The sequence below is a fragment of the Variovorax flavidus genome (genome assembly GCF_030317145.1).
In the GTDB taxonomy this organism is placed as follows: domain Bacteria; phylum Pseudomonadota; class Gammaproteobacteria; order Burkholderiales; family Burkholderiaceae_C; genus Variovorax; species Variovorax flavidus.
In genome coordinates, this window is sequence record NZ_JASZYE010000005.1 from 12073 (window position 1) to 35933 (window position 23861).

The 23861-nt window shown below is 66.9% G+C and carries 24 protein-coding genes and 1 pseudogene; 11 read left to right on the plus strand and 14 right to left on the minus strand.

Features of this window, described 5'->3' with window-relative positions; all coding sequences use genetic code 11:
- The first annotated feature begins 19 nt into the window (after positions 1–19).
- Positions 20–406, plus strand: a complete 387-nt coding sequence (locus tag QTH90_RS21750) for a hypothetical protein (RefSeq protein ID WP_286666661.1) — start codon at positions 20–22, stop codon at positions 404–406.
- Here the strand turns inward: QTH90_RS21750 and QTH90_RS21755 are convergent.
- On the minus strand, positions 375–1646 hold the full coding sequence (locus tag QTH90_RS21755; RefSeq protein ID WP_286666662.1) for a TetR/AcrR family transcriptional regulator: 1272 nt from the start codon (positions 1644–1646) through the stop codon (positions 375–377). The genes QTH90_RS21750 and QTH90_RS21755 overlap by 32 nt on opposite strands.
- A gap of 174 nt (positions 1647–1820) precedes the next feature.
- Between QTH90_RS21755 and QTH90_RS21760 the strand changes: the two genes are divergently transcribed.
- Both QTH90_RS21760 and QTH90_RS21765 read left to right on the plus strand, forming a co-directional pair.
- On the plus strand, positions 1821–2585 hold the full coding sequence (locus QTH90_RS21760; protein ID WP_286666663.1) for an SDR family NAD(P)-dependent oxidoreductase: 765 nt from the start codon (positions 1821–1823) through the stop codon (positions 2583–2585).
- Between the two features lie 21 nt (positions 2586–2606).
- A pseudogene (locus tag QTH90_RS21765) lies at positions 2607–3841 on the plus strand (acyl-CoA dehydrogenase family protein).
- Between the two features lie 23 nt (positions 3842–3864).
- Here the strand turns inward: QTH90_RS21765 and QTH90_RS21770 are convergent.
- From QTH90_RS21770 to QTH90_RS21800, 7 genes are all read right to left on the minus strand, one after another.
- Positions 3865–5226: a homoserine dehydrogenase gene (locus QTH90_RS21770; protein WP_286666664.1), complete on the minus strand. Its 1362-nt coding sequence runs from the start codon at positions 5224–5226 to the stop codon at positions 3865–3867.
- Positions 5227–5489: 263 nt separating this feature from the next.
- Positions 5490–6257 carry a crotonase/enoyl-CoA hydratase family protein gene (locus QTH90_RS21775; protein ID WP_286666665.1) on the minus strand — a complete coding sequence of 256 codons (768 nt, stop codon included), beginning with the start codon at positions 6255–6257 and terminating at the stop codon, positions 5490–5492.
- Between the two features lie 43 nt (positions 6258–6300).
- Positions 6301–7485, minus strand: coding sequence for an ABC transporter substrate-binding protein (locus QTH90_RS21780; RefSeq protein WP_286666666.1), 1185 nt, complete (start codon positions 7483–7485; stop codon positions 6301–6303).
- Between the two features lie 43 nt (positions 7486–7528).
- Positions 7529–8236: an ABC transporter ATP-binding protein gene (locus QTH90_RS21785; RefSeq protein ID WP_286666667.1), complete on the minus strand. Its 708-nt coding sequence runs from the start codon at positions 8234–8236 to the stop codon at positions 7529–7531.
- Positions 8223–8987, minus strand: coding sequence for an ABC transporter ATP-binding protein (locus QTH90_RS21790; protein WP_286666668.1), 765 nt, complete (start codon positions 8985–8987; stop codon positions 8223–8225). Before QTH90_RS21790 ends, QTH90_RS21785 begins: the two co-directional genes overlap by 14 nt.
- On the minus strand, positions 8980–10002 hold the full coding sequence (locus QTH90_RS21795) for a branched-chain amino acid ABC transporter permease (protein WP_286666669.1): 1023 nt from the start codon (positions 10000–10002) through the stop codon (positions 8980–8982). Before QTH90_RS21795 ends, QTH90_RS21790 begins: the two co-directional genes overlap by 8 nt.
- Entirely contained in the window at positions 10002–10868 is an 867-nt protein-coding gene (locus tag QTH90_RS21800) for a branched-chain amino acid ABC transporter permease (RefSeq protein WP_286602257.1), read from the minus strand. The genes QTH90_RS21795 and QTH90_RS21800 overlap by 1 nt, the downstream gene beginning before the upstream one ends.
- Before the next feature lie 183 nt (positions 10869–11051).
- Here QTH90_RS21800 and QTH90_RS21805 point away from each other — a divergent pair, with 183 nt between their 5' ends.
- Entirely contained in the window at positions 11052–11300 is a 249-nt protein-coding gene (locus tag QTH90_RS21805) for a DUF3297 family protein (RefSeq protein WP_286666670.1), read from the plus strand.
- Here the strand turns inward: QTH90_RS21805 and QTH90_RS21810 are convergent.
- The 6 genes from QTH90_RS21810 to QTH90_RS21835 all read right to left on the minus strand — a co-directional run bounded on the left by QTH90_RS21810 (position 11291) and on the right by QTH90_RS21835 (position 15927).
- Positions 11291–12001, minus strand: coding sequence for a hypothetical protein (locus QTH90_RS21810; protein WP_286666671.1), 711 nt, complete (start codon positions 11999–12001; stop codon positions 11291–11293). The genes QTH90_RS21805 and QTH90_RS21810 overlap by 10 nt on opposite strands.
- Before the next feature lie 16 nt (positions 12002–12017).
- Positions 12018–12788: a class II aldolase/adducin family protein gene (locus QTH90_RS21815; RefSeq protein WP_286666672.1), complete on the minus strand. Its 771-nt coding sequence runs from the start codon at positions 12786–12788 to the stop codon at positions 12018–12020.
- A 148-nt stretch (positions 12789–12936) separates the two neighbouring features.
- Positions 12937–13590 (minus strand): hypothetical protein, encoded by a 654-nt coding sequence (locus QTH90_RS21820; RefSeq protein ID WP_286666673.1) that lies wholly within the window; start codon positions 13588–13590, stop codon positions 12937–12939.
- 91 nt (positions 13591–13681) lie between these two features.
- Positions 13682–14296 carry a murein L,D-transpeptidase catalytic domain-containing protein gene (locus tag QTH90_RS21825; RefSeq protein ID WP_286666674.1) on the minus strand — a complete coding sequence of 205 codons (615 nt, stop codon included), beginning with the start codon at positions 14294–14296 and terminating at the stop codon, positions 13682–13684.
- Positions 14297–14404: 108 nt separating this feature from the next.
- Positions 14405–15253, minus strand: a complete 849-nt coding sequence (locus QTH90_RS21830; RefSeq protein WP_286666675.1) for an alpha/beta hydrolase — start codon at positions 15251–15253, stop codon at positions 14405–14407.
- An 8-nt stretch (positions 15254–15261) separates the two neighbouring features.
- On the minus strand, positions 15262–15927 hold the full coding sequence (locus QTH90_RS21835) for a TetR/AcrR family transcriptional regulator (protein WP_286666676.1): 666 nt from the start codon (positions 15925–15927) through the stop codon (positions 15262–15264).
- 179 nt (positions 15928–16106) lie between these two features.
- Here QTH90_RS21835 and QTH90_RS21840 point away from each other — a divergent pair, with 179 nt between their 5' ends.
- From QTH90_RS21840 to QTH90_RS21870, 7 genes are all read left to right on the plus strand, one after another.
- The gene (locus QTH90_RS21840; RefSeq protein WP_286666677.1) at positions 16107–16979 is read left to right on the plus strand and encodes a fumarylacetoacetate hydrolase family protein; all 873 of its coding nucleotides are present in this window, start codon (positions 16107–16109) and stop codon (positions 16977–16979) included.
- A complete protein-coding gene (locus QTH90_RS21845; RefSeq protein ID WP_286666678.1) occupies positions 16976–17770 on the plus strand; it encodes an alpha/beta fold hydrolase in 795 nt (264 codons plus the stop codon). The genes QTH90_RS21840 and QTH90_RS21845 overlap by 4 nt, the downstream gene beginning before the upstream one ends.
- A 2-nt stretch (positions 17771–17772) precedes the next feature.
- Positions 17773–19065, plus strand: coding sequence for a metal-dependent hydrolase family protein (locus QTH90_RS21850; RefSeq protein ID WP_286666679.1), 1293 nt, complete (start codon positions 17773–17775; stop codon positions 19063–19065).
- A gap of 135 nt (positions 19066–19200) precedes the next feature.
- Positions 19201–20484, plus strand: coding sequence for a metal-dependent hydrolase family protein (locus QTH90_RS21855; RefSeq protein ID WP_286666680.1), 1284 nt, complete (start codon positions 19201–19203; stop codon positions 20482–20484).
- The gene (locus QTH90_RS21860) at positions 20481–21422 is read left to right on the plus strand and encodes a branched-chain amino acid ABC transporter permease (protein WP_286567693.1); all 942 of its coding nucleotides are present in this window, start codon (positions 20481–20483) and stop codon (positions 21420–21422) included. The genes QTH90_RS21855 and QTH90_RS21860 overlap by 4 nt, the downstream gene beginning before the upstream one ends.
- Before the next feature lie 23 nt (positions 21423–21445).
- Positions 21446–22588, plus strand: a complete 1143-nt coding sequence (locus QTH90_RS21865) for a branched-chain amino acid ABC transporter permease (RefSeq protein ID WP_286666681.1) — start codon at positions 21446–21448, stop codon at positions 22586–22588.
- A gap of 16 nt (positions 22589–22604) precedes the next feature.
- The gene (locus tag QTH90_RS21870) at positions 22605–23858 is read left to right on the plus strand and encodes an ABC transporter substrate-binding protein (protein ID WP_286666682.1); all 1254 of its coding nucleotides are present in this window, start codon (positions 22605–22607) and stop codon (positions 23856–23858) included.
- The last annotated feature ends 3 nt before the right edge of the window (positions 23859–23861 follow it).

A 23861-nucleotide genomic window follows, 5' to 3' on the forward strand; every position in this document is an offset into this window, starting at 1 on the left:
TGTGCGGCCGGTGGCCGCCATGGCAGCCGTGCGCCGGAAGTCGGCGCTGCTGGCGGCCGTTTCCCTGGTGCTCGCCGCGCTCGGCCTGGAGGCCTACGCCGCGGGCTACCCCATGGGCATGTCCCTGCTTGCCGCAGCCACGCTGCAGGCGCTGATCTGCTCCGCCATGTTCCGCAGCCGCCTGCTGGTCGCCGTGGTCGTTGCCAACCTGGTCCTCTTCGTGGCCCACGCCGTGGTCATCAGCCGCTTCCTCGCCCAGCCCTATCCGCCTGCGGTCTTCCAGCTGGGGGATTTCTGTTGCGCCGTGCTCGCAGCGGCGTCGCTGGTCTTCACGCCGATCGAGACGATGGCGCTCGTGGTGCGGGAGGCCTATCTCAAGCGCCCGCGGCGCCGTCCTCCACGCTGAACTTCCCGCTTTCGGCGCTCAACAGCCCGCAGAAGATCGGCCGTACGTACAGCGCGACCACCGACTCTTCCGTGACCGCCGGCACCCAGCGGTGCACTTCCGCGGCACCGTTGACGAGCCCCATGGCCATCTGCGCGGCGACCGACGTGTCCAGCGCACGCACCGAGCCATCCATCAAGCCGTCGACCAGCACGTTCGCCATGCGTTCGGTCAGTTGCTGCAGCGTCTTGTGAACGCGCGCGCGATCCGCCTGATCGGGCAGCGCGCTGGTGGACGACAGCCGCAGCAGCGGGCCTTCTTCGGAAAGCTGGAACCGCACCAGCGCCCGCGTCGCCGAGACCGCCCGGCTCCAACCGCTGCCACTGCCCGACTGGGCAGCCTCCAGCGCATGCCGGACGACCTTGAAGGTGCGGTCGAAGCAGGCCGCGATCAGGTCGGGCTTGTTGTCGTTGTGGTGATAGAAGGAGCCCTTCGTCACATGGAGCCGAGCCGAGATCTTGTCGACCGATGCGCCGCGGTAGCCCTGCTCGTTCACCAGTGCGGTGGCGGCGCGCAGGAAGGCGTCCATCGGGCCGGCGCCCGCAGGCGCGAGCCACGGTGCATCTCCCGCCTCCATCGGCCATTCGGCCGTGGCGGATCCCATGCCATGGAGCGCGATGTCGGCCACGCGGTCGGCCATCCGGACGTATTCCGACTCCTCGTAGCGCCCGAACCAGACCGGCAGCCAGTGCGCGAGCGACAGGAGCATGTGGGTGCGGGCATTGCGCGTGTCTTTCGACCACGCCGCGCTCTCCTCGCCCCTGAAGAGCGAGCGCACGCGGCGAAACATGTCCGTGTAGGCGCGATGGACCTCTTCGAGTTGCGGACTCGGCAGCGCCCGAACGTCGCTGAAGACCACCACCGGCGGATGCCGCCCGAGGCGCACGGCGGCCTGCAGCGCTGCATGCCTGCGCAGATACGACCGCACCCGATCGGCCACCTTCGGCTCCCGCGCCGAGGCCTTCGCCATGTCGTCGAACAAGGCAATCGCACGCAGGAAACAGGCCGTCGCAAGGTCTTCCTTCTTTCGGTAGTAGTAGGTGACGCTGTTGGTCACCAGGCCCACGCTGGCCGCGATGTCGGCAAGGGTGGCGCCCTTCACGCCCTGCTCGTTGAATCTCAGTGCCGCGGCGCCCAGAATGGCATCGCGCTTTTCGTTGAAGCGCGCAGTCTGCGTGTCTCTCGAGGTCTCGACGGGCATGGGTGGCAATCGATGGTGGGGCGCGCGATTATGCAGACGGCTGCGCCGCCGATCCGCAAGGTGTGGAAATTCCAGTACGCCGGAAACACGCGGCCGAGTCACTTAGAGGACCGTCCTTTTCGCCTCGTTCTTCGAAGATCCGGTCTTTGCATTTGAGGCAGTCAGGAGACATCCATGTCCTTGTTTTCGCTGGCCGGCAAGGTGGCCATCATCACGGGTTCCTCGCGCGGCATCGGCCGCGCCATCGCCGAGCGCATGGCCGAGCACGGCGCCAAGGTCGTCATCTCGTCGCGCAAACCCGAGCCCTGCGCCGAGGTGCGCGACGCCATCAACCGGGCCCACGGCGAAGGCGCCGCCATCTCGATACCCGCCAACATCTCTTCCAAGCAGGATCTCCAGCATCTGGTGGAAGAGACGACGCGACAGCTCGGCCGGGTCGACATCGTGGTCTGCAATGCGGCATCCAACCCCTACTACGGTCCGCTCGGCGGCATCGAGGACGACCAGTTCCGCAAGATCCTCGAGAACAACGTGATCGCCAACCACTGGCTCATCAACTTCGCGGTGCCGCAGATGATCGAGCGCAAGGAGGGTTCGATCATCATCGTCTCGTCGATCGGCGGGCTGCGCGGGTCGCCGGTCATCGGCGCCTACAACGTGTCGAAGGCCGCGGACTTCCAGCTCGCGCGCAACCTGGCCGTCGAGTACGGGCCGCACAACGTGCGCGTGAACTGCATCGCGCCCGGCCTCATCAAGACCGACTTCGCCCGCGCGCTGTGGGAGGACGCCGAGAACCTGAAGCACCGCACGTCCAACACACCGCTGCGGCGCATCGGCGAGCCCGACGAGATCGCCGGCGCCGCGGTCTTTCTCGCATCGCAGGCCGGTGCCTTCATGACCGGTCAAAGCCTCGTCATCGACGGCGGCGTGACCTGCTGATTTCATTCAAGAAAGCCCCACATGGACTTCACTCTTTCCGATAAGCAGGTGCACTGGCGCGACCGCGTTGTTGCCTTCATGAACCAGCACGTCTATCCCGCCGTGCCGGTGTACATGCAGCAGATGAAGGACTTCGGCGAGAACCGCTGGCAGGTCGTTCCCATCGTCGAGGAACTCAAGGCCAAGGCCAAGGCCGAGGGGTTGTGGAACCTCTTCCTGCCGCGCGATTCGGTGCCGGAAGGCAGCCCCTACCGCGGCGCGGGCCTGACCAATCTCGAATACGCGGTGTGCGCCGAAGAGATGGGCAAGGTCGGCTTCGCGTCCGAGGTCTTCAACTGCTCGGCGCCCGACACCGGCAACATGGAAGTGCTGATCCGCTATGGCAGCGACGCGCACAAGGATCGCTGGCTGCAACCGCTGCTGGCCGGCGAGATCCGCTCGGCCTTCCTGATGACCGAGCCCGACGTGGCGTCGTCCGACGCAACCAACATCCAGACCGAGATCCGCCGCGACGGTGACCACTACGTCATCAACGGCCGCAAGTGGTGGTCGTCAGGCGTGGGTGATCCGCGCTGCCAGATCGCGATCGTGATGGGCAAGACGGACCCCGAGGCACCGCGTCATTCGCAACAGTCGCAGGTCCTCGTGCCGCTGGACACGCCCGGCATCGAGATCGTCCGCATGCTGCCGGTGTTCGGCTTCGACGATGCGCCGCATGGCCACGCCGAGGTGGTGTTCCGCGACGTGCGCGTGCCGGCGTCCAACCTGCTGCTGGGCGAAGGCCGCGGCTTCGAGATCGCGCAGGGGCGCCTCGGCCCCGGACGCATCCACCACTGCATGCGCACCATCGGCAGCGCCGAGGTCGCCCTGGAGAAGATGGTCAAGCGCCTGCAGTCGCGCGTGGCCTTCGGCAAGCGCATCTCCGAACAATCCGTCTGGGAGCAGCGCGTCGCGGAGGCCCGCATCGACATCGAGATGACGCGCCTGCTGTGCCTGAAGGCGGCCGACATGTGGACCGGGTGGGCAACAAGGTCGCGCAACTCGAGATCGCGATGATCAAGGTCGCCGCGCCGCGCATGGCGCTGAAGATCATCGACGACGCCATCCAGGCGCACGGCGCGGGCGGCGTCACGACGGACTTCGGGCTGGCCAAGCAGTACGCCAGCATGCGCACGATGCGGCTGGCCGATGGCCCGGACGAAGTGCACAACCGCGCGATCGCGCGCATGGAGTACGGCAAGCACCGCGTGGCCTGACGGGCGGACGGCGGGGCGAGCTTTCACCCCGCCAGTTCCTCCACCCGCAGCGTCGTCACTGCCCCGGCGACCATCGGGTGCGCCTGCAGCATGCGCACGGCCCGATCCAGCGCGCTCTGCACCACCGGGCCTGTCAGCACCAGCACCTGTGCGCCCATCGCCGGCCTGTCGGCTGCCAGCGCCACCTGTCGCACGGGCAGCTTCTCACTTGCCAGCCAGGCCGCGACCGCTTCGACCTGGCCCGCGCCATGCACGGGCACCCGCAGGTAGTGCGGCGTGCACACCGCGGCGCGGGGCAGCACCGGCAGCCCGTTCATCGCATCCGCATGAAAGCCCAGGTGCGGCACGCGCTGCGCCGCGCGAGTGCCATCGAGCCGCGCGACATCCACGAGGTCGGCAATCACGGCCGATCCCGTCTGCTCGGACCCCGCCCCGGCGCCGTAGTACATCGTCACGCCGGCCGCGTCGGCCTTGACCATGATGCCGTTCATCGACCCGTTCACATGCGCCATCAGGTGCGTGGCGGGCACCAGCGCGGGCTGCACGCGCAATTCGACGCCATCCTCGCGGCGGCGGGCCACGCCCAGCAGCTTGATGCGAAAGCCCAGTTGCTCCGCGCAAGCGACGTCGAGCCCTTGCAGTGCGGCGATGCCCTCGATCTGCACATCCGCAAAGTGCAGCGGCATGCCGAATGCATTGGCTGCCAACAGCGTCAGCTTGTGGGCCGCGTCGATGCCTTCGATGTCGAAGCTCGGATCGCTCTCCGCATAGCCGAGCGCCTGCGCCTGCGCAAGGGCGGCGGCGAAGTCCAGGCCCTCGTCGCGCATCTTGCTCAGGATGAAATTCGTGGTGCCGTTGATGATGCCCGCCACCCATTCGATGCGGTTGGCCGCCAGGCCTTCGCGCAGCGCCTTGATGATGGGAATGCTCACTGCCACCGCCGCTTCGTACGCCACGGCGACGCCGTGTTGGCGCGCGGCGGCAAAGATCTCCGTGCCGTGCACGGCCAGCAGCGCCTTGTTGGCCGTGACCACGTGCTTGCCGTGCGCGATGGCCGCCAGCACCCAGTCGCGCGCCGGGCCCGTGCCGCCCGCCACTTCCACCACCACATCCACATCGGGATGCATTGCCACGCGCAGCGGGTCGTCGGTCAGTTCGATGCCTTCGCCCACGATGCCCGCGGCGCGTGCCAGATTGCGGGCCGCGACGATCACCATCTCGATCGCCCGGCCTGCCCGGCCGGCAATATCGGCCTGGTTGCGCGCCAGCACGCGGAACGTGCCTGCGCCGACCGTTCCGATGCCGATCATGCCCACGCGCAGAGGGCGGATGGGTGCGCAGCGGCTGCGCAATGGCTCGAATGACTGGACTGGATCAAGGTACATGGACTTCTCCGGACAAAAAGACAAAACCCAGCTGCCAGAGCTGGGTTTCATTCATTCGGGGAGAAGAGCGATCACCAGGTGGCTGCCGGAACGGCCACCTGCGCGTGCTCAGGTAGCCGCGGTGGTAATCGTGGTAATCATTCGCGCACCCTTTGCCCGCACGAGGGCGAGCAGCATCGCGCGGCCCGGGCGGGCTGCATCGAACGCGGTGTGGAGTGGGTGGCGCGACATGGAGGCAGCAGTGTACAGGACCGGCTTTTGCCCTACTGGCCGTGCCGTCCGGCGCCGGCCACGAAGCGCGCTGCCCCCGCCTCGCCTTCCGCAAGTACCACCGGAACGCCCTGCGCGCCTTCGCGGCGCAAGGCCATGTCGAGCGGAAGATCCCATTGCTCGTAGGCCGAGCGACGGTCGGCCAGCATGCACTGCTGCGGAAACGCCGCGATCTGCCGGGCCAGCTCCTGTGCGGCGGCCAATGCACCGCCCGGCGGCGTGAGCCGGTTGACGAGCCCCATCGCCAGAGCCTCGGGCGCCGGCACGGCACGTCCCGTGAGAATGAGATCGAGCGCGCGCGCCATGCCGACGATGCGCGGCAAGCGCACGGTGCCGCCGTCGATCAGCGGCACGCCCCAGCGGCGGCAGAAGACGCCGAAGGTGGCGTCTTCGTCCGCAACGCGAAGGTCCGCCAGCAGCGCGAGTTCGAGTCCGCCAGCCACCGCATAGCCGTTGACCGCAGCGATCAGCGGCTTCGACAGCGCCATGCGTGTAGGCCCCATCGGCCCGCTGCCACCGCCTTCGGCGTCGAGTTCATTCCGCTCGGCCGGATTGCCGACGGCACCCAGGTCGGCACCACCGCAGAAGTGGCCGCCCGCGCCCGTCAGCACGGCGACGCGCAACCCGTCATCGGCCTCGAAGCGCTCGAACGCAACGCGCAGTTCGGTCGCGACCACGCCATTGACGGCGTTGCGCTTCTCCGGCCGGTTCAGGGTGATGGTGCAGACCGCCTGGTCGGCTTCGAATGAAACATAGGACATGGCATGCCTCTCTTCCTTCGAGCGGACCTGGCGCGGTCCACCGTTACTTCATCAGGTCGCTCAGGTTCACCGGCTTGATCTTGCCACCCTCGACCGTGGCCACCAACGGGTCGACGATCGTGCCGCCGACCGCGTCCACGCCGTTGAAGTTGCCGGCATTCGTCTCCTTCGGCAGCTTGGTCAGCGCCTCGCCGATCTTGGCGCGGATGGCGGTAGCGTCGGTCGTGGAGCCGGCCAGCTTCATGGCCAGCGCCACCGCATGCGTCAGCGCGTAGTTGTACGAGGACTCGGTGGTCGGGTCCTTGTCCGCGCCATAGGCCTTGCGGTAGTTGGCTGCGAAGGTCTTGGGGCCCACGCGATCGTCATACGACACCGGCAGCACGCCGATCGATCCTTCGAGCGGCGCGAGGCCGCCCGTGACCTTCGCCATCTCGTCGAGCTTGGCCTGGTCCATGATCAGGAAGCCGCCCTTGAAGCCCAGTTCGCGCGCCTGCTTGGCGACCAGCGCGGTCGGCTCCGACGGGCCGCCGACGAAGAGCACGTCCGGCTTCTCGGCCAGCACGCGGCTCACGCCGCTGTAGAAGTCGGCCGAGCGGTTGTAGGACATCGGGTTGTTGGATGCGATGGTGCCGCCCGCCTTCTCCCAGGCCGGGCCGAAGAGCTGGGTCCAATTCTTCGCGTACTCATGGTCGCCCGGCAGCATGCCGACTTTCTTGCCGAACTTCTTCATCTCGTAGTTGGTGAAGGGCTCGATGTACGAATTGAAGGTCGGCGGAATGCGGATGGTGAGCTTGTTGCCGGTCTCGGTGATCTTCGGCGTGCTGGAGTACGCCATCACGATGAATTTCTCCTGCTCGTTGAAGGCCTGCATGGCATAGATGCCGCCCGAGTGCGGCACGAACACCGCCGGGCTCTGGTACTGCTGCACCAGGCGGCGCGCGTTGATGGCCGCATCGGCCGGCGAGTACTTGTCGTCCAGCGCCACCAGTTCGAGCTTGACCTTCTTGCCGGCCACCTCCAGGCCCGCGGCGTTGATTTCCTTGATGGCCATTTCCATGCCGTTCACCACGTTCTTGCCGTAGAGGGCTGCACCGCCGCTCAGCGGGCCGGTGAAGCCGATCTTGACGGTGTCCTGCGCGAGCACGCTGCCGGCGCCGAACGCAGCCACGAGGGCCACGGCAACGGGCAGAAGGTTCAGGCGACGACGGGATAGGGCGGTTCTGTTCATGAGGCAATGTCTCCGGTTGATGGAAAGAAGAAAAGGCGTCGGCTCAGGCGCCGATGTAGGCGGCGCGCACGGCCTCGTTGTGGAGCAGCGAATCGCGGTCGCCTTCCAGCGTGATGTGGCCGCGCTCGATCACGTAGGCGCGGTGCGCGATGGCCAATGCCGAATACGCGTTCTGCTCGGCCAGCAGCACCGTGGTGCCCGACTGGTTGATGCGCTGGATGACTTCGAACACCTGCTTGACGATCAGCGGCGCCAGCCCGAGCGACGGCTCGTCGAGCAGCAGCAGCTTGGGCCGGCCGAGCATGGCGCGGCCGATGGCGACCATCTGCTGCTGGCCGCCCGACAGCGAGCCGGCCGGATCGTTCTGCTTTTTCTCGAGGATCGGGAACAGCTCGAACACCTCGTCGAGCGAACGCTGGATGCCGGCCTTGTCGCGCCGGTGCACATAGGCGCCGAGCGTGAGGTTCTTCTTGACCGACATCATGGGGAACAGCTTGCGCCCCTCGGGGCAATGCACCAGGCCTGCGCTGACGATCTGCGCGGGCCGCTGGCCGACCAGTTCGCGATCGCCGAAGCGGATGCTGCCTGCGCTCGGTTTCTGGATGCCGCTCGCCGCCATGAAGATCGACGTCTTGCCCGCGCCGTTGGCCCCCAGCAGCACCACCAGCTCGCCGGGTGCCGCGTGCAGGTTGACGCCGCTCAGCGCGCGGAAGCTGCCGTAGTGCAGGTCGACGCCTTCAAACCGCAGCATGGTCGGCTCCCAGGTAGGCCTCGATCACGTGCGGATCGCGCCGGATCTCCGCGGGCGTGCCCTCGGCGATCTTGGCGCCGTTGTTCAGCACGACGATCTTGTCGGCCAGTCGCATGATCATGTCCATCTTGTGCTCGATCAGGCACACGGTCTTGCCGTGGTCCACCAGCTTGCGGATCAGGGCCGCAAGGCCCACCGTCTCCTCGGGGTTGACGCCACCGGCCGGCTCGTCGAGCAGCAGCAGTTCCGGGTCGGTGGCGAGCGCCAGCGCGAAGGCCACGCGCTTGCGCTCCTCCTGCGTGATGTCGGCTGCGATCCGGTTGGCGACGTGCGAGAGGCCGACGAAGTCGAGCGCTTCCTGCGCCTTGTCGCGGCACAGGCGCTCCTCTTCCTTCAGCCGGCTCGTGTTCGCGAGCACGTCCCACAGCCCCGACTTCGTGCGCAGCCGGTGGCCGACGATCAGGTTGTCCAGCACCGTCGCGTTGTCGAACAGGTGCGTGGTCTGGAAGGTGCGCGCGATGCCCAGCTTGGCGACGTGGTCCGGCCGCATGCCCGTGACGTCGCGGCCATTGAAGCTGATGCGCCCGGAGGTCGGCTTGTGCGTGCCCGCCACCAGGTTGAAGAAGGTGGTCTTGCCCGCGCCGTTCGGTCCGATGATGGCGCTGACCTGTCCACGCTCGAAGCGCGTCGACACCTGGTCGACCGCGGTGAGGCCGAAGAACTGCTTCGTCAGGTCGTTGATCTCAAGCATTGCCTTGTGCCTCCCTCGCGCCTGCGTCGGCGACGGCCGGTTCCGATGGGCGCGCTTTCGCCGCCTTGGCCGCATCCGCGCGCTGTGCGCGCCGTTTGAGCCAGGTGCCGACGATGCCGTCGGGCAGGAAGATGATCAGCGCGATCAGCACGGGGCCGAACACGACCATGCGGTAGTCCTGCAGGAACTGCAGGCTCTGCGTGAGCCAGGTGACCAGGAAGGTGCCGACCAGCGGCCCGAGCAGCGTGCCGATGCCGCCGACCAGCGTGAACATGACGAGGTCGAAGGTCACCACCTCGCTCGCGAGATCCGGCCCGAGAAAGCGGACCTGCCCCGCATAGAGCGCCCCGGCGAACCCGGCATACACCACGGACAGCACGAAGGACAGCGTCTTGGTCCGCATCAGATCGATGCCGAGCGCTTCGGCCAGGTCGTCGCTGTTGCGCACCGCCATGAAGCTGCGGCCGAGCAGCGAATTGACGATGCGCGACATGATCCAGATCCCCAATGCCAGGAAGGCCAGCACCAGGTAGTACTGCGAGAGCGGCGTGCCGAACTGCAGCGGCCCGATGCCCGTCGGCGCCGGGATGCCCATGATGCCGACCGGCCCGTGCGTCAGGCTTTCCCACTTCTCGATCAGCAGGAACATGATGTAGCTCACGCACAGCGTGAAGATCGAGAAGTAGTGGCCCTTGAGCCGCAGCGACAGCAGGCCGATGAAGAAGCCGAGCACACCGGTCACGACGCCAGCCAGCACGAAAGCCACCCAGAACGGGACATGGTGATCGACCGTCAGGATGCCCACCGTGTATGCGCCGACCGCCATGAAGGCGCCGTGCGCCAGGTTGAACTGGCCCGTGTAGCCGGTGATCAGGTTCAGCCCCAGCGCGGCAATCGCCATGATGAAGGCCTGCGTCGCCACCGAGATCAGGTAGTTGTTCTGTGCGAAGAACGGAAATACCAGCGCCACGACGGCGAGCAGCACCCAGCCCGTCTTGCCTTGAAGCCAGTTCATCAACGCGCCCCTTTCGCGGTGAAGAGGCCCTGCGGCCGGAAGGACAGGATCACGACCAGCAGCACGAAGGCGATGATGTCCTTGTAGTCCGTCGAGAAGTAGAAGCCGCCGAAGCTCTCGGCCATGCCGATGATCAGCCCGCCGACGATCGCGCCGGGAAAGCTGCCCATGCCGCCCAGGATGATGATCACGAAGGCCTTGGTGATCACCAGGTTGCCCATGGCCGGGTAGACGAGATTGATGGGCGCGTAGAGCACCGCCGCGATCGCGGCCAGTGCGCCCGAGATGGCGAACACCAGCAGCGTCACGCGCGTCGCGTCGATACCGACCAGTGCGGCGCCGTCACGGTTCTGCGCCATCGCGATGATGGTCGAGCCGAGCACCGTGTGGTTCAGGAACAGGTGCAGCAGCACCATCAGGCCGAAGGCACCCGCGATGATCAGCAGGCGCTGCAGCGGCGCGGTGAGACCGAAGATCTCGACCACTTGCCCGTAGGGCGTCGGCATGCGGTGAAAGTCGGCGCCGAAGAGCGCCTGCGCACCCGCTTCGAGGAACAGCAGGATGCCGATGGCCGCGATCATGTCGTGCAGCTCGGGCGCGTTGCGCAGGGGATGGAACACCAGCCGCTGCGCCAGCATCGCGATCACCGCGACGATGGCTGCGGCGCCGGCCATGGAGAGCCAGTAGTTCACGCCCAGCTTCGCCATCAGGTAATAACCTGCGAAAGCGCCGGTCATGTAGAACGCGCCATGCGCGAAGTTGGGCACGTGCAGGATGCCGTACACCAATGTCAGGCCCAGTGCCACCAGGCTGTAGACGCCGCCGATGGTGAGGCCGTTCAGAAGTTGCTGGAAAAAGAGCTCCACGTGTTCCTCGGAATGACTCGGGGGGAACGACGCCGGTGCGGCATCGAGGCGAGGGCCCATTGTGGAAGTGCCGCGGCTCGCGCGACCTCAAGGTTTCACCTGAGGCCGGGTCACGTGTGGGACACCTTCTTCTACCGGCTGGTAGGTCCTTCAAAATAGCGACCCTTGAGGAATCCTTATTTCATGACCGAAGCCATCCCAAAGCCACCCCTCCCCGACCACCTGTCGATCGACCCGCGCAGCCCGCACCACGTCCCCGCCGTGTTCGAACACGACATCGGCATCCGCTTCAACGACAAGGAGCGCGGCGACGTCGAGGAGTACTGCGTCAGCGAAGGCTGGATCAAGGTGCCCGCCGGCCGGACGCTGGATCGCAAGGGCAAGCCCCTGCTGATCAAGCTCAAGGGCAAGGTAGAGGCCTTCTACCGGTAGGCGCCCGAGTCCGGGCACACATCGGCAACCGCGCCGTTGCGCCGGAGCTGCTCTTCGTCCAGCTGCGACGCGGTCGAAGGGTCGATGTCGAAGGCGATGCGAAGTGCGCGCGCGACGTCGGCGTTCTCGATGGGAAGTTCCCAGGTCAGGAAGACCTGGGTGCAGTCCTGCTCGGGCGCGAAGTCGGCCTCGTCGAAGCCGCTGCTGCCGCGCCGGATGACGGCGTGAGGCTGGCCAGTGTCGAACAGCAAGGCCGTCCCCCTGACGAGCGGGATTCGACGGCCCGCAACGGGGAAGTGCACGTCGAGCCCCTTGTCCTCGCTAAGGAAGAGATTGCAGAAGGCGGCCCCGCCATATCGGGCGCCGTCATGGTGATACCTCGCGCCGCGGCAGGCCATCAGGGCGACATCGCTGGAGGCCAGCACGTCGTGCAGGCCGAGCGTGCGCGTCCAGTCCGACACCACCTGCACGCAGCGCCCGTAGTCCGGCCAGCGCACACGCGCACGCGGCAGGGGCAAGGGCTCGACATCCCCGGCCTCCAGACCCAGGCGCGACGAAATCTCCCGCTCCCAGTCGGCCGTCAGCCTTGCGGGGGGCACAGGCACGTCGAGCGTGCCTGACAGCACGACATCGCTCACGCTTCGGCTGCGGATGGCGTCGTTGCTCCAGAAATAGGAAAGAAGTTCAGGCGGGTGGCTCATCGAAAGGACTGCGGCTTCAACCCACGAGGTCGGGGTCGCTCGCAATGATGTCATCCCACAGGGTCTGAAACGAAAGCCAGCCAAAGGTGGGTGCGCCCAGAACCGACGCAAGCCAACGAGCGTCCTCCACCGGCCAATGGGTCGGCTTTCCTGCCGCCTCGGCCATGAGTTGCGATTCGCAGCATCGATTCATCAGCACGAACCACCAGGCTGCCTCGTCGATGCTCTGCCCCGTCGTGAAGATGCCGTGCCCGGCATGGACCGCGACGCGCTTGTCGCCGAATCCGGCTGCGAACCGGGCCGCGGCCTCCGGATCGCGCACCACCCGCGGTTCCAGAATGAGCGCCTGGTTCTCGAAAAAGATGCAGGCATCCTGGGTGATGGGGTCGAGCAAGCGCTCGAATGACGACCACGTCGACGCATGCAAGGCGTGCGCGTGGCAAACGGCCGCCACCTCCGGGCGCGCCTGATGGATGGCGGTGTGCAACAGGAGCCCGACGGGATTGACCATGCCGCTGCCGCGCACCACCTTTCCCTGATGGTTGACCTGGACCAGGTCCGACACCTTGACCCGGTTCATCGCGACACCGACCGGGTTGACCCAGAAGTGATCGGGCAACTCGGGGTCGCGCATCGTGATGTGGCCCAGGAGCCCCTCGGAGAATCCGCGCCTGCCGAAGATGCGGCACGCGGCGGCGAGGCGTTGCAGCAGGTAGGTTCTTTCTGCTGCCTTGCTCTCGAAGTGCGGTGGAACCCGGGATGCGAAGCTTTGTACGCCGATCTGCACGATGGGTCTCCTGGAGTTCAGCTCCCGCCGGACGGAAGGTGGGCGACGGTAGCACCTGGGCGCAACCCGACGCAAGTTCCCAAGACCTCTATCGCCGCTCCGGCCCCCCGGCTCCGGCGGTGATGCTATTTCAGCACTTTGCGGTGCATCAGGCGTTGTCGCACTGCCCCGGAAAGAGCAACCCGAACAGAGCCCTGACCGCCGGCGTCATGCTCCGGGCCTGCGGCCGCAGCAATCCTTCCTCAGCCACCAGTACCTTCGCGTAGACGGCTTCGTATACCCGCTTGACGACACCCGGCGCCACGAGTTCCCGGTCGAACCCAGGCGTGATGCCGACCAGCCGCCATCCCATGCGCTCGAAGGTCGCCTGCATGTGGGGGTAATGCATCGTGGCGAGGCCGTAGGCCATCCCCATGCCCGTCGCGCGACCCAGCGCCTCCTCGAGCAGCGGAACGCTCCTGCTCAGGTGAGCGCCCCGATGCCTCGGCGAAATGGCACCGATGCGCCCGTACAAGACTTCGCTGTCCGGATCCCGCTCGCCCGAGAACATGCCCGCCAACTCATCGCCCTGCTTGATGAGGACAACGATGAAATCCCTCTCGGGTTCGTCCTCCAGGCACACCCTTTGCAGATAGAAGTCTTCGCGCAGATGGCAGCTCGCGTTGCCGACGGCGATTCCCGGGTACCAGGCTTCGAGCGCCGAGATCAGCGCGGGGATCTGGCGCCGGTCGAGCAATTCGTAGTGGTAGCCCGGCGGCAATGGAGCACGCAGGGCGAGATCGACGGCGGAGGGCCACTGCATCGCGTTCTCCCGAGGTTCGGGGCCCATTCTTGCTGCCGCGGCCTGCTTTGGATGTGCGCTTTGGCACATCTTCTGCAGCCAGCGATGGCCGTCATGCCGTCCCGGCCACCGCGTAGATCAACGCCCCTCCGCTCAGCAGCTCGATCACCGTGTCGCGATCGGCTGACGAGAAGACCATGCATCCGTCGCTGCGCCCCGCCTTGCCGTACAAGGCGACAAATTCCGGCTCGACGTACCACTGCGCGTGAATGACGATCAGGCGCCTGTAGGCATTGCCGTTCGTGGGCGACAGGCCACGCAGGCGCATGGACAGGCCGTTGCCCTCCGTCGGGCTCATGTAGATCTCGTCGGTCCTGAAAAGGCCGATGCTGCTGGCGAAGCTGTCCACCACATCCAGGAAGACCTGCGGAATGCCGTCGTTGTCTTCCGGCTCCGACCCGATGCCATGCGCCACCACGAAGCTGCGGACGATGGTCCGGTTCGCGCGGTCAATCACATGAAAGCGCGGCTGGCTCGAATGCACCGAATAGTCCAGCACAGCGCAAAAAGGATGCTCGGAGGGCTGATCCAGCACGTAGGCCACGGCCGGTTCCAGCAGCGGTGAGCGAGCGGGCCGGTCCTGCTGGGCCGTGGCCGTCCTCACCGCCAGCCCACCGCGGGCCAGGATGGCGCCCAGCGCTGCTCGCAACCACCATCGCCTGGTCACACTGCATCTCTCCGACGCCCACCAGAGGCATTGACCGGAGCAGCCTAGCGTCTTCGCCGGCGGATTTGAATAGCACTTTGGTGCAGGGCCTTGCGACCGCTCGACAACTCAGAGGCCCAGCAGTTGCAGGGCCCGTCGATGCGTTGTCGACTGCGGGTCGGCAAGCTGGTTGAGCACGTCCATGTGGTTGCGTCCTGCCTCGCTCTCCGACGCCATCACCACGCGCGGGCCCCACGCATTGGCGATCAGGGCGGCCTGCCGATGGAACTCCTCGCTTTCGGCCCCGCCCACCACTGTCACCAGTGAACCGCGAGAAGGTGCGGGCATCGCAGCCGGACTGAGGCGTAGCGCCGACGCTGCGGTCAGGCCGATGTCGGCGGCGAGGAAGGGCGCGTGCCGAAGCGGCTCCAGCTCGTAAAGGCCCGAGATCGACAGGGCCGACTTCACCAGGTCCGCCGGCAGGTCCGACGCCACGGCCTGCCAGTCGCAGGCCAGCAGCATCGTCGCCAGATGCCCGCCCGCGGAGTGGCCCGCGATGACGATGCGCTCCGGGTCGCCGTCATGCTCCGCTGCATGCCGCCAGACCCAGGCCAGCGCCTTCACGAGCTGCAGCGCGATGTGCTCGATGCTCACCGCCGGACACAGTGCGTAGTTGAGGTTGACGACCATCGCGCCCGCGTCCGCCAGCGGCGGCGCGACGAAGGCATGGTCGCGCTTGTCGAGCGCACGCCAGTAGCCGCCGTGGATGTAGACGAGCACCGGCACGCCGGTGCCTGCGGGAAGCACGTCCAGGCGTTCAGTCGGGTCGTCTCCGTAGGCCACGTCGAACACCCACCCCGGTCGGGCCAACGCACGCGCCGATGCGTCGGCCCAGTGCTGGAGGATCGCCGGATGCTCGGGAATGCGAGCGCGGCTGTTGTATTGCGAGTCGAACCACTCGGGCGATCGATCGGGCATGGAACTCCTTAGCTTGTCTTGCGCCTGGGCGGCGGCTTCTGCTCGGAATCGCGCAGCGCCGCGTCGATCAGTGCATCGGCCATCCACAGCGCGGTGCGTTCGACTTCGCGATCCCGCAGGCCCCAGATGTCCTTGAGGATCACGTAGGGCTCGATGCCGTAGACGACGGACAGCGCGTGATGCAGCCGGTCCCGCACCGCGGGTCGCAAGAGCGGCGCGAGCGGCTCGATCGCGTGCTGGAGGATGCGCACGCGATGGCCACGCCGGTAGGGCTCCTCTTCCAGCAGCCCCGCACGCTCCAGGCCCCACTGCTCCAGGGACAGCTGCGCGGCGGCGCGCAATTGCGCCTCGAATTCCTTGAAGCGCGGAAAGGTCTGCAGGAACAGCTCGTGCACCCGCTCGCGGCCATTCGGGTTGTCCGAAGCGAGCCTTCGCACCGGGCCGAGCGAGCTGTCGATCACCGCCGTGACCAGCGCGCTGCGGCTCGGGAAGTAGCGGTACGCGGTGGCGCGCGACACTTTCGACCGCGCCGCGCATTCGGCCACCGAGGGGATGTGGCCGCTCTCCTGGATGATGGTCATGGCAGTGTCGAGCAGCAGGCGGAAGGTCGCGGCCCGGACGCCGCGTTCGGGTGGTGTCGGGGGTTCGCTCAGCTTGTGCTTCAGTCGGGCCATGGGGTTTGTACGGGGCTCGGAAGGGCCTGGAATCTATTGTGAACAGCTGCGGCCGGACCGTATGATGCAGCGATCCCGATTTGAGACGCAAGTCTCAAACCTGACATCCGAGACTTCCGAGATCCCGAGGCAACTGGTGCACACCAGCAAGACCACGGGACCCCATGGAGACAAAGTCGATGCGTTTGGCCAGCTGGAATTGGGGTGGTCGCGACTGCGTGGGCACGATCTCGCCGGACGGGCGTGAAGCCACGCCGCTGGGCGTGCGCGACGCATCGCTCGGCGTCCTGCCGCTGATCCAGGCGCTGGCCCGCGGCGAGCCGCTGCCGCAGCCTTCGGGCGTGCGCCTGCCTGTCGAACTCGTCACCCTTCGCGCGCCCTTGCCGCGCCCGCTGCGCAGCCTGTTCTGCGTGGGACGCAACTACCGCGCGCATGCGGCCGAGCTGGCCGGCTCGGTGTTCCGCTCGGCCATGCCGGAAAGCGACCCCTGGCCCATCGTGTTCGGCAAGCTCGGCGAATGCGTGGTCGGGCCGCACGACGCGGTGCGCCTCCCCTCGCCCGCCGCCTCGGTGCAGATCGACTACGAATCAGAGCTCGCCGTGGTCATCGGCCGCGGCGGCCGCGACATCCCGGCCTCGCGCGCGATGGACCACGTGTTCGGCTACACGATCGTCAACGACGTGACGGCGCGCGACGTGCAGATGCGCCACCAGCAGTGGGACCTGGGCAAGAGCTTCGACACCTTCTGCCCGATGGGCCCGTGGATCGTGACGGGCGAGGAACTGGACGGCCGCGCCACCCGGGTCCGCGGCTGGGTCAACGGCGCACTGCGGCAGGACGGCCAGACGCGCGACATGATCTTCGACATCCCCACGCTGATCGAAACCTGCTCGCGCGGCATCACGCTCCATCCCGGCGACGTGATCGCCACCGGCACGCCGTCGGGTGTGGGCATGGGCCTGAACCCGCCGCAATGGCTGAGGTCGGGCGACGTGGTGCGCATCGAGATCGACGGCGTCGGCGTCATCGAGAACAGGTTCGAACCATCATGAGCTTCCAGTTGATCGACCGCATCGCGGTGGAAGAGGAAGGCGAAGGCCCGGCCGTCGTCTGCGTGCACGGGCTGGGCGGCAGTTCCAACACCTGGACGCCGCTGATGCCCGCGCTGGCGCGGCATCGCGTGATTCGCGTGGACCTGCCGGGCAGCGGGCGCTCGCAGCGGGCCGAAGGCGAACTCACGATCGAGCGCTATGTCGAAACGCTGCTGAACATCTGCGAGCGGCTGAACATCCCGCGCGCGCACTGGCTCGGCCATTCGATGGGCACGATCGTCTGCCAGCACATCGCGGCGGCGCATCCGAAGCGGGTGGCGAGCGTTGCGCTGTTCGGCCCGCTCATCGCGCCGCCGGATGCGGCGCGCACGGCCATGAAGGCGCGGGCCGCCAAGGCCCGGGAAGGCGCAGCGGGCATGCACGAGATCACGCAGGGGTTGCTCCAGGCCGCCATTTCGCGCGATACGCGCGAGCGCCTGCCGGTGGCCGTCGCCTTCGTGCGAGAGAGCCTGATGCGGCAGGACGCGGACGGCTACGCCCGCAGTTGCGAGGCGCTGGCGGGCGCACAGCCCGCGGCGGTCGAGAACATCGAGGCGCCGGTGCTGCTGGTCACCGGCGACGAGGACGGCGTAGCGCCGCCGCAGGCCGTGCGCGCCATGGCCGACCGCCTGCATCGCGCCGCCAGCAAACGCGTGGTCGTGCTGCCGCGCTGCGGGCACTGGACGCCGGTGGAGCGCCCCGAGGAATGCCAGCGCGAGTTGCGCGACTTCCTGTCCACCATGAGGAGTTGAACATGGCCGACGTGCTGTTCACGAATGTGCGGGTCTTCGACGGAGGCGGCGAGGCCCCGTTCACCGGTGACGTGCTGGTGCAGGGCAATCGCATCGCGCGCGTGGTCAAGACCGCTTACGGCGCGCGTCCCGCACTCATCAGCGGCGCGCAGGTGATCGACGGCGCAGGCGCCTTCCTGATGCCGGGGATGGTCGAGGCGCACACGCACTTCTCGTGGAACGACCAGCCCAGCCTGGACGCAATTCAGCGCATGCCGCCGGAGGAGCACATCCTGTGGTGCGCCGAAGTCGCGAAGCGCTATCTCGACATGGGCTGGACGAGTTGCGTCGGCGCCGCGACCGCCAAGCCCCGGCTCGACGTGGTCATCCGCAACGCGATCAACGACGGCACCATCATCGGCCCGCGCTACCTGGCTGCGAGCCAGGAGATCACCGTGCCCGGCGGGTTGGGCGACACCACGCAGCCGCACCTGCCGCAGCCGGAGTTCGCCTTCGGCGCGATCGTCAGCGGCGCGGAGGAAATGCGCCGCTGCGTGCGCATGTTCGCCAAATACGGCGTCGACTCGCTCAAGATCAATCTCTCCGGCGAATCGATCACCGGCATGCCGAGCGAGATGAGCCAGTTCACCGAGGAGGAGATCGCCGTCTGCGTGCAGGAAGCCAAGGCATGGGGCAAGCGCGTGGCGGCGCATGCGCGCTCCACCTGGTCGATCAAGCAATGCGTGAAGCAGGGCATCGAGGTGATCTACCACGCCAGCTTCACCGACGAGGAAGCGCTCGACATGCTCGAAGCGAAGAAGACCGAGCACTTCATCGCACCCGGCCTGGCCTGGCTCATCAACACCAGCTATCACGCCAGCCAGTGGGGCCTGACGCCCGAGGTGACGCGCAAGATGGGCTACCACCGCGAGCTCGAAGCCGCGGTCGAGAGCATGCGCGCCATGCGCAAGCGCGGCATCCGCATCCTGCCGGGCGGAGACTACGGATTTGCGTGGACGCCGCACGGCACCAACGCCAAGGACCTGGAGTACTTCGTCAAGTACGTCGGCATGAGCACGATGGAAGCGCTGCTCTCGGCCACCGCCTGGGGCGGACCGATGATGCGCATGGGCAAGGTGCTGGGCTACATCCGCGAGGGTTACCTCGCCGACATCCTGCTGATCGATGGCGATCCGCTCGCCGACATCACGGTGCTGCAGGACAAGTCGCGAATCATGGCCGTCATGAAGGACGGCGAATTCCATCGCGCGCCCCCCGTGCGTTCGGCGCGCACCACGCGCTGGGCCGCAGCATGAAGCACTCCCCCAGTCTTCGCGCACTTCGTGTCGCTGCGCCAACCCCCTCGCCGGGGGCAACACCGGCGGCCCGGCAAAGCCGGCTCCGCGGTGTTTCTGGCCTTGGCACGGAGATCCCCTCGAAAGGAGAAGATCATGGCTGACGTCGTCTTCACCAACGTCCGCATCCTCGACGGCACGGGGCAGAACCCCTACACCGGCAGCGTGCTCGTGCGAGGCAACCGCATCCGCCAGGTCGGACGAAGCTCGGCGCCGATCGCGCCCGGCGGCGCCACCGTGATCGACGGCGCGGGCGCCACGCTGATGCCCGGCATGTGCGAGGCCCACACGCACTTCTCGTGGAACGACGCGGCCACGCTCTCGGCCATCCAGACCATGCCGCTCGAAGAGCACGTGCTGTGGTGCGCCAAGGTGGCGCGGCGCTATCTGCAGGCCGGCTTCACCTCCTGCGTCGGCGCCGCTTGTGCCAAGCCGCGGCTCGACGTGGTGATCCGCAACGCGATCAACGCCGGGCAGATCCCCGGGCCGCGCTACCTCGCGGCCAGCCAGGAAATCACGGTGCTCGGCGGCCTGGGCGACGAGACCTTGCCGCACCTGCCCTTCCCCGAATTCAGCTTCGGCGTGAACATCTCCGGCCCCGAGGAGATGCGCAAGGCCGTGCGCATGTTCCTCAAGTACGGGGTGGACTCGGTCAAGCTCAATCTCTCCGGCGACAACTTCACGCCGCAGTCTCCCTCCGAGACGACATGGATGATGGACGAGGAGGTCGAGGCCGCCATGCGCGAGGTCCACATCCGCGGCAAGCGCGGCATTGCGCACGCGCGCTCGTCGGACAGCGTGAAGCAGGCGCTGCGCCACGGCATCGACCTGATCTACCACGCGAGCTTCGTCGATGACGAGGCGATCGACATGCTCGAAGCCGCCAAGGACCGCGTCTTCGTCGCGCCCGGCATCGCCATCCTCTACGCGATGCTGCACGAGGCCGAGCCCTACGGCATCACGCACGCCATGGCCGTCGACATGGGCTACGAGACCGAATGGGAAGCGGCGTGCGTGTCGCTCTCGAAGATGCACAAGCGCGGCATCCGCGTACTGCCGGGTGGCGACTACGGCTTCGCCTTCACGCCGCATTGCCAGAACGCGCGGGACCTGGAGTTCTTCGTCAAGTACCTCGGCTTCACGCCGATGGAGGCGATCCGCTCGACCACGCTCTACGGCGGCCAGATCATGATGAAGCCGGATGAACTCGGCGTCATCAAGGACGGCTACTTGGCCGACATGCTGCTGGTGGACGGCGACCCGCTCGCCAACCTGTCGATCCTGCGCGACCCGAAGCGCATCCTCGCGGTGATGAAGGACGGCGAATTCGCCAAGGCGCCGGAGATCGCCTCGCAACGGGGCTGGGAGCGCGCCGCGTGAGCCGGAAGAACTGGGCGCTCCTGCTGCTGTTCGGCGTTCCGGTCGCGGTGTTCGCCGTCTGGGCGATCGTCGACAACGCCTCGCTCTTCTTCAAGACGCTGCTGAACGGGCTCACGCTGGCGTCGCTGTACTTCCTGGTTGCGAGCGGGTTCACGCTGGTGTTCGGGCTGATGCGCAACGTCAACCTCGCGCATGGTTCGCTCTACCTCTTCGGGGCTTACGTCGGCTGGTACGTGGGCGAGCACACCGGCTCATGGGTTCTGGCGGTGATCGCAGGCTTTCTTGCGGCCGCGGTGATGGGGCTTCTGATGCAGGTGCTGGTGTTCCGCCACATGCAGGGGCAGGACCTGCGCCAGACGCTGGTGACCATCGGCCTGTCGATCGTGCTCGCCGACCTCATGCTCTGGATCTGGGGCGCCGAGATCTACACCTTCGATCCGCCGTCGTGGATCTATGGCTCGACCACGCTGCCGCTGGTCAACAAGTTCCCGACCTACCGGATCTTCGTGCTGATCGCCTCCATCGTGATCGGCGTCGGGCTGTGGCTGCTGCTGGCGCGCACCCGCATCGGCATGATGATCCGCGCCGGCGTGGACGACCGGGGCATGCTGGCCGCATCGGGCGTCAACGTGCAGCGGGTCTTCGCGCTGACCTTCGCGATCGGCGCCGGGCTGGCCGGTCTCGCCGGTGTCGTGGGTGGCACGGCGCTCTCGATTTCACCCGGCGAGGACACGCGCTACCTGCTCGCATCGCTGGTCGTCGTGATCGTCGGCGGCATGGGCAGCGTCGTGGGCGCGGCCATCGGTGCCCTGCTGATCGGGCTGGCCGAGCAGTTCGGGCTCGCCTACGCGCCGACTTACAGCGTGGTGTTCACCTTCGTGATCATGGTGGTTGCGCTGGCGTTCAAGCCTCGCGGGCTGATGGGGAAGAACACATGAGCGCGGCAAAGTGGCGGCGGGCCATGAACTCTTCGTCCGCAGCCGCGGCGGAAGCTGCGCGCGGCTCGCGCGACGCTGGCAGGCCTTCCGTCGTGCATTCGACGGCTCCGCCCGTGCCTGCGCGCGGCGTCGCGACCGAGGCGCGCCTCTCGAACTGGTGGCGCTCCGTCGTCAGCGCCGTGAAGTGGCGGCACATCCTGGTCGCGGTCTTCGTCTTCGCCTACCCCTTCTTTGCCACGCCCTTCTTCACCTTCCAGATCGGCGCGCAGTCTCTGGCGCTCGGCCTCATCGCGCTGTCGCTGATCTTCCTGGGCGGCTACGGCGGCATGGTGTCGCTGGCGCAGATGACCGTCGCGGGCTTCGCGGCCTACATGCTGGCGATCTTCGGCACCAGCAGCAACGTCGCCATCAGCCTGGGCTGGCCGTGGTGGCTGGCGCTCGTCGTCGCGGTCTCGCTGGCAACGCTGGTCGCTGCCGGCATCGGCTGGCTCTCGGTGCGCACCGAAGGCATCTACACCATCATGATCACGCTCGCGGTGGGCGTGGCCTTCTTCTACCTGGCGCAGCAGAACTACACGGTGTTCAACGGCTTCCAGGGCTTCAGCCGCATCGCGGCGCCCACCGTCTTCGAGCTGGACCTGGGCCAGCCGATGGCTTTCTACTTCCTGGTGCTGGCCTGCTCGCTGGCCGGCTACTTCTTCGTCAAGCACCTGATCCGCACGCCCTTCGGCATCGCGCTGCAAGGCATCCGCGACAACCCGCGTCGCATGCAGGCGCTGGGCTACAACGTGACGGCGCATCGCGTCGGCGCCTATGCGGTGGCGGGCCTTCTTGCAGCGGTGGGCGGTGTGCTGATGGTCTGGTACAACGGCCGCATCTCGCCCGGCACCGTGGGTGTCGGCGCGATGATCAACATCCTCATCATCGCCGTGCTCGGCGGCATGAAGCACCCCATCGGTGCCTTCATCGGCGCGATCGTCTTCGTGCTGCTGCAGAACTTCGCGATCGACCTGGTCGACCGCGAACGCTTCAATCTCGTGATCGGCGGGGTCTTCCTCGCGATCGTGCTGTTTTCACCCGACGGGTTGCTCGGCTTGTGGCAAAGCCTTCGCAACCGCCTGGACTCCGCTTTCCCCCACCGCGGCCATGGCCGCATTCATCGATGACAAGAAGGAGCGAGACATGAGCAAAGGCAAGAAATCGTTCGGGCGCAGCATCGTGGCTGCGGCGGCATTGGTCACCCTGGGCGGCGCCGCGTACGCCCAGGAGACCTTGAAGATCGGGCTGCTGGCCTCCCTGGAGGGGCCGTTCGCGGCACCCGGCCAGGACGGCATGCGTGGTGCGGACCTGGCGCTGAAGGAAAAGAACGGCATGGCCGGCGGCAAGAAGATCGAGTTCGTCAAGGTCTCGTCCGACGCGACGCCCGACAAGGCCGTGAACTCCACGCGCAAGGCCGTCGAGCAGGACAAGGTGCAGATCATGATCGGCCCGCTGTCGGGCGACGAAGGCATCGCGGTCAAGAACTACGCGAAGACGCAGCCGAACATCACCTTCATCAACGGATCGTCGGGCGCGCAGGCCGCGACCTGGGGCGACCCGGCCCCCAACTTCTACCGCTTCAATACCGAAGGCGCGCAGTGGATGGTGGGCCTGGGCGAGCATGCGCTGTCCAAGGGCTACAAGAAGACCTTCCTGATCGCTGAGGACTACGGCTTCCCGTACTCGCAGGTGCAGGGCTTCATGGCAAGTTACTGCGCCAAGGGCGGCAAGGTGGTCGACAAGGCCTGGGTGCCGCTGGGCACCAAGGACTACGCCTCGGTGATCGCCAAGATCCCGAAGGATGTGGACGCACTGGTCGTCGTGCTCGGCGGTTCCGATGCGGTGAACTTCCTCACGCAGTACGAGCAGGCCGGTGGCGACAAGCCGATGGTGGGCGGCTCGATCACGGTCGACCAGACGGTGCTCAACTTCAAGGGCAAGCGCCGCGAATCTCTGCTGGGCACGGCGTCTGCCGGGCCGATGGCCGATTCGATCGACACGCCGGAGTGGAAGAAGTTCGTCGCCGACTACAAGGCCAACTTCAAGGACGGCTTCCCGAGCCCGTCCCTCTTCGCCTATCTCTACTACATCAACACCAAGGCGGCGCTCGACGGGCTCGACGCGGCCAAGGGCGATCTGTCGAATGGGCAGAAGGCGTACCGCGATGCGCTGCAGAAGACCAACTTCAACGGTCCGGCCGGCGTGGTGAAGATCGACGGCAACCGCAACGGCGTCGGCACCACCTACATCACCGAAGTGACGAAGGCGCCGGATGGCTCGTTCTACAACAAGGTGGTGAAGTCGGTGCCGAACATCACGCAGACGCTGGGTCTGCCCGAGGCCGAATTCCAGAAGATGGGCCTGGGAACACGCGACGTTCCCGACTGCCGCAAGTAAGCG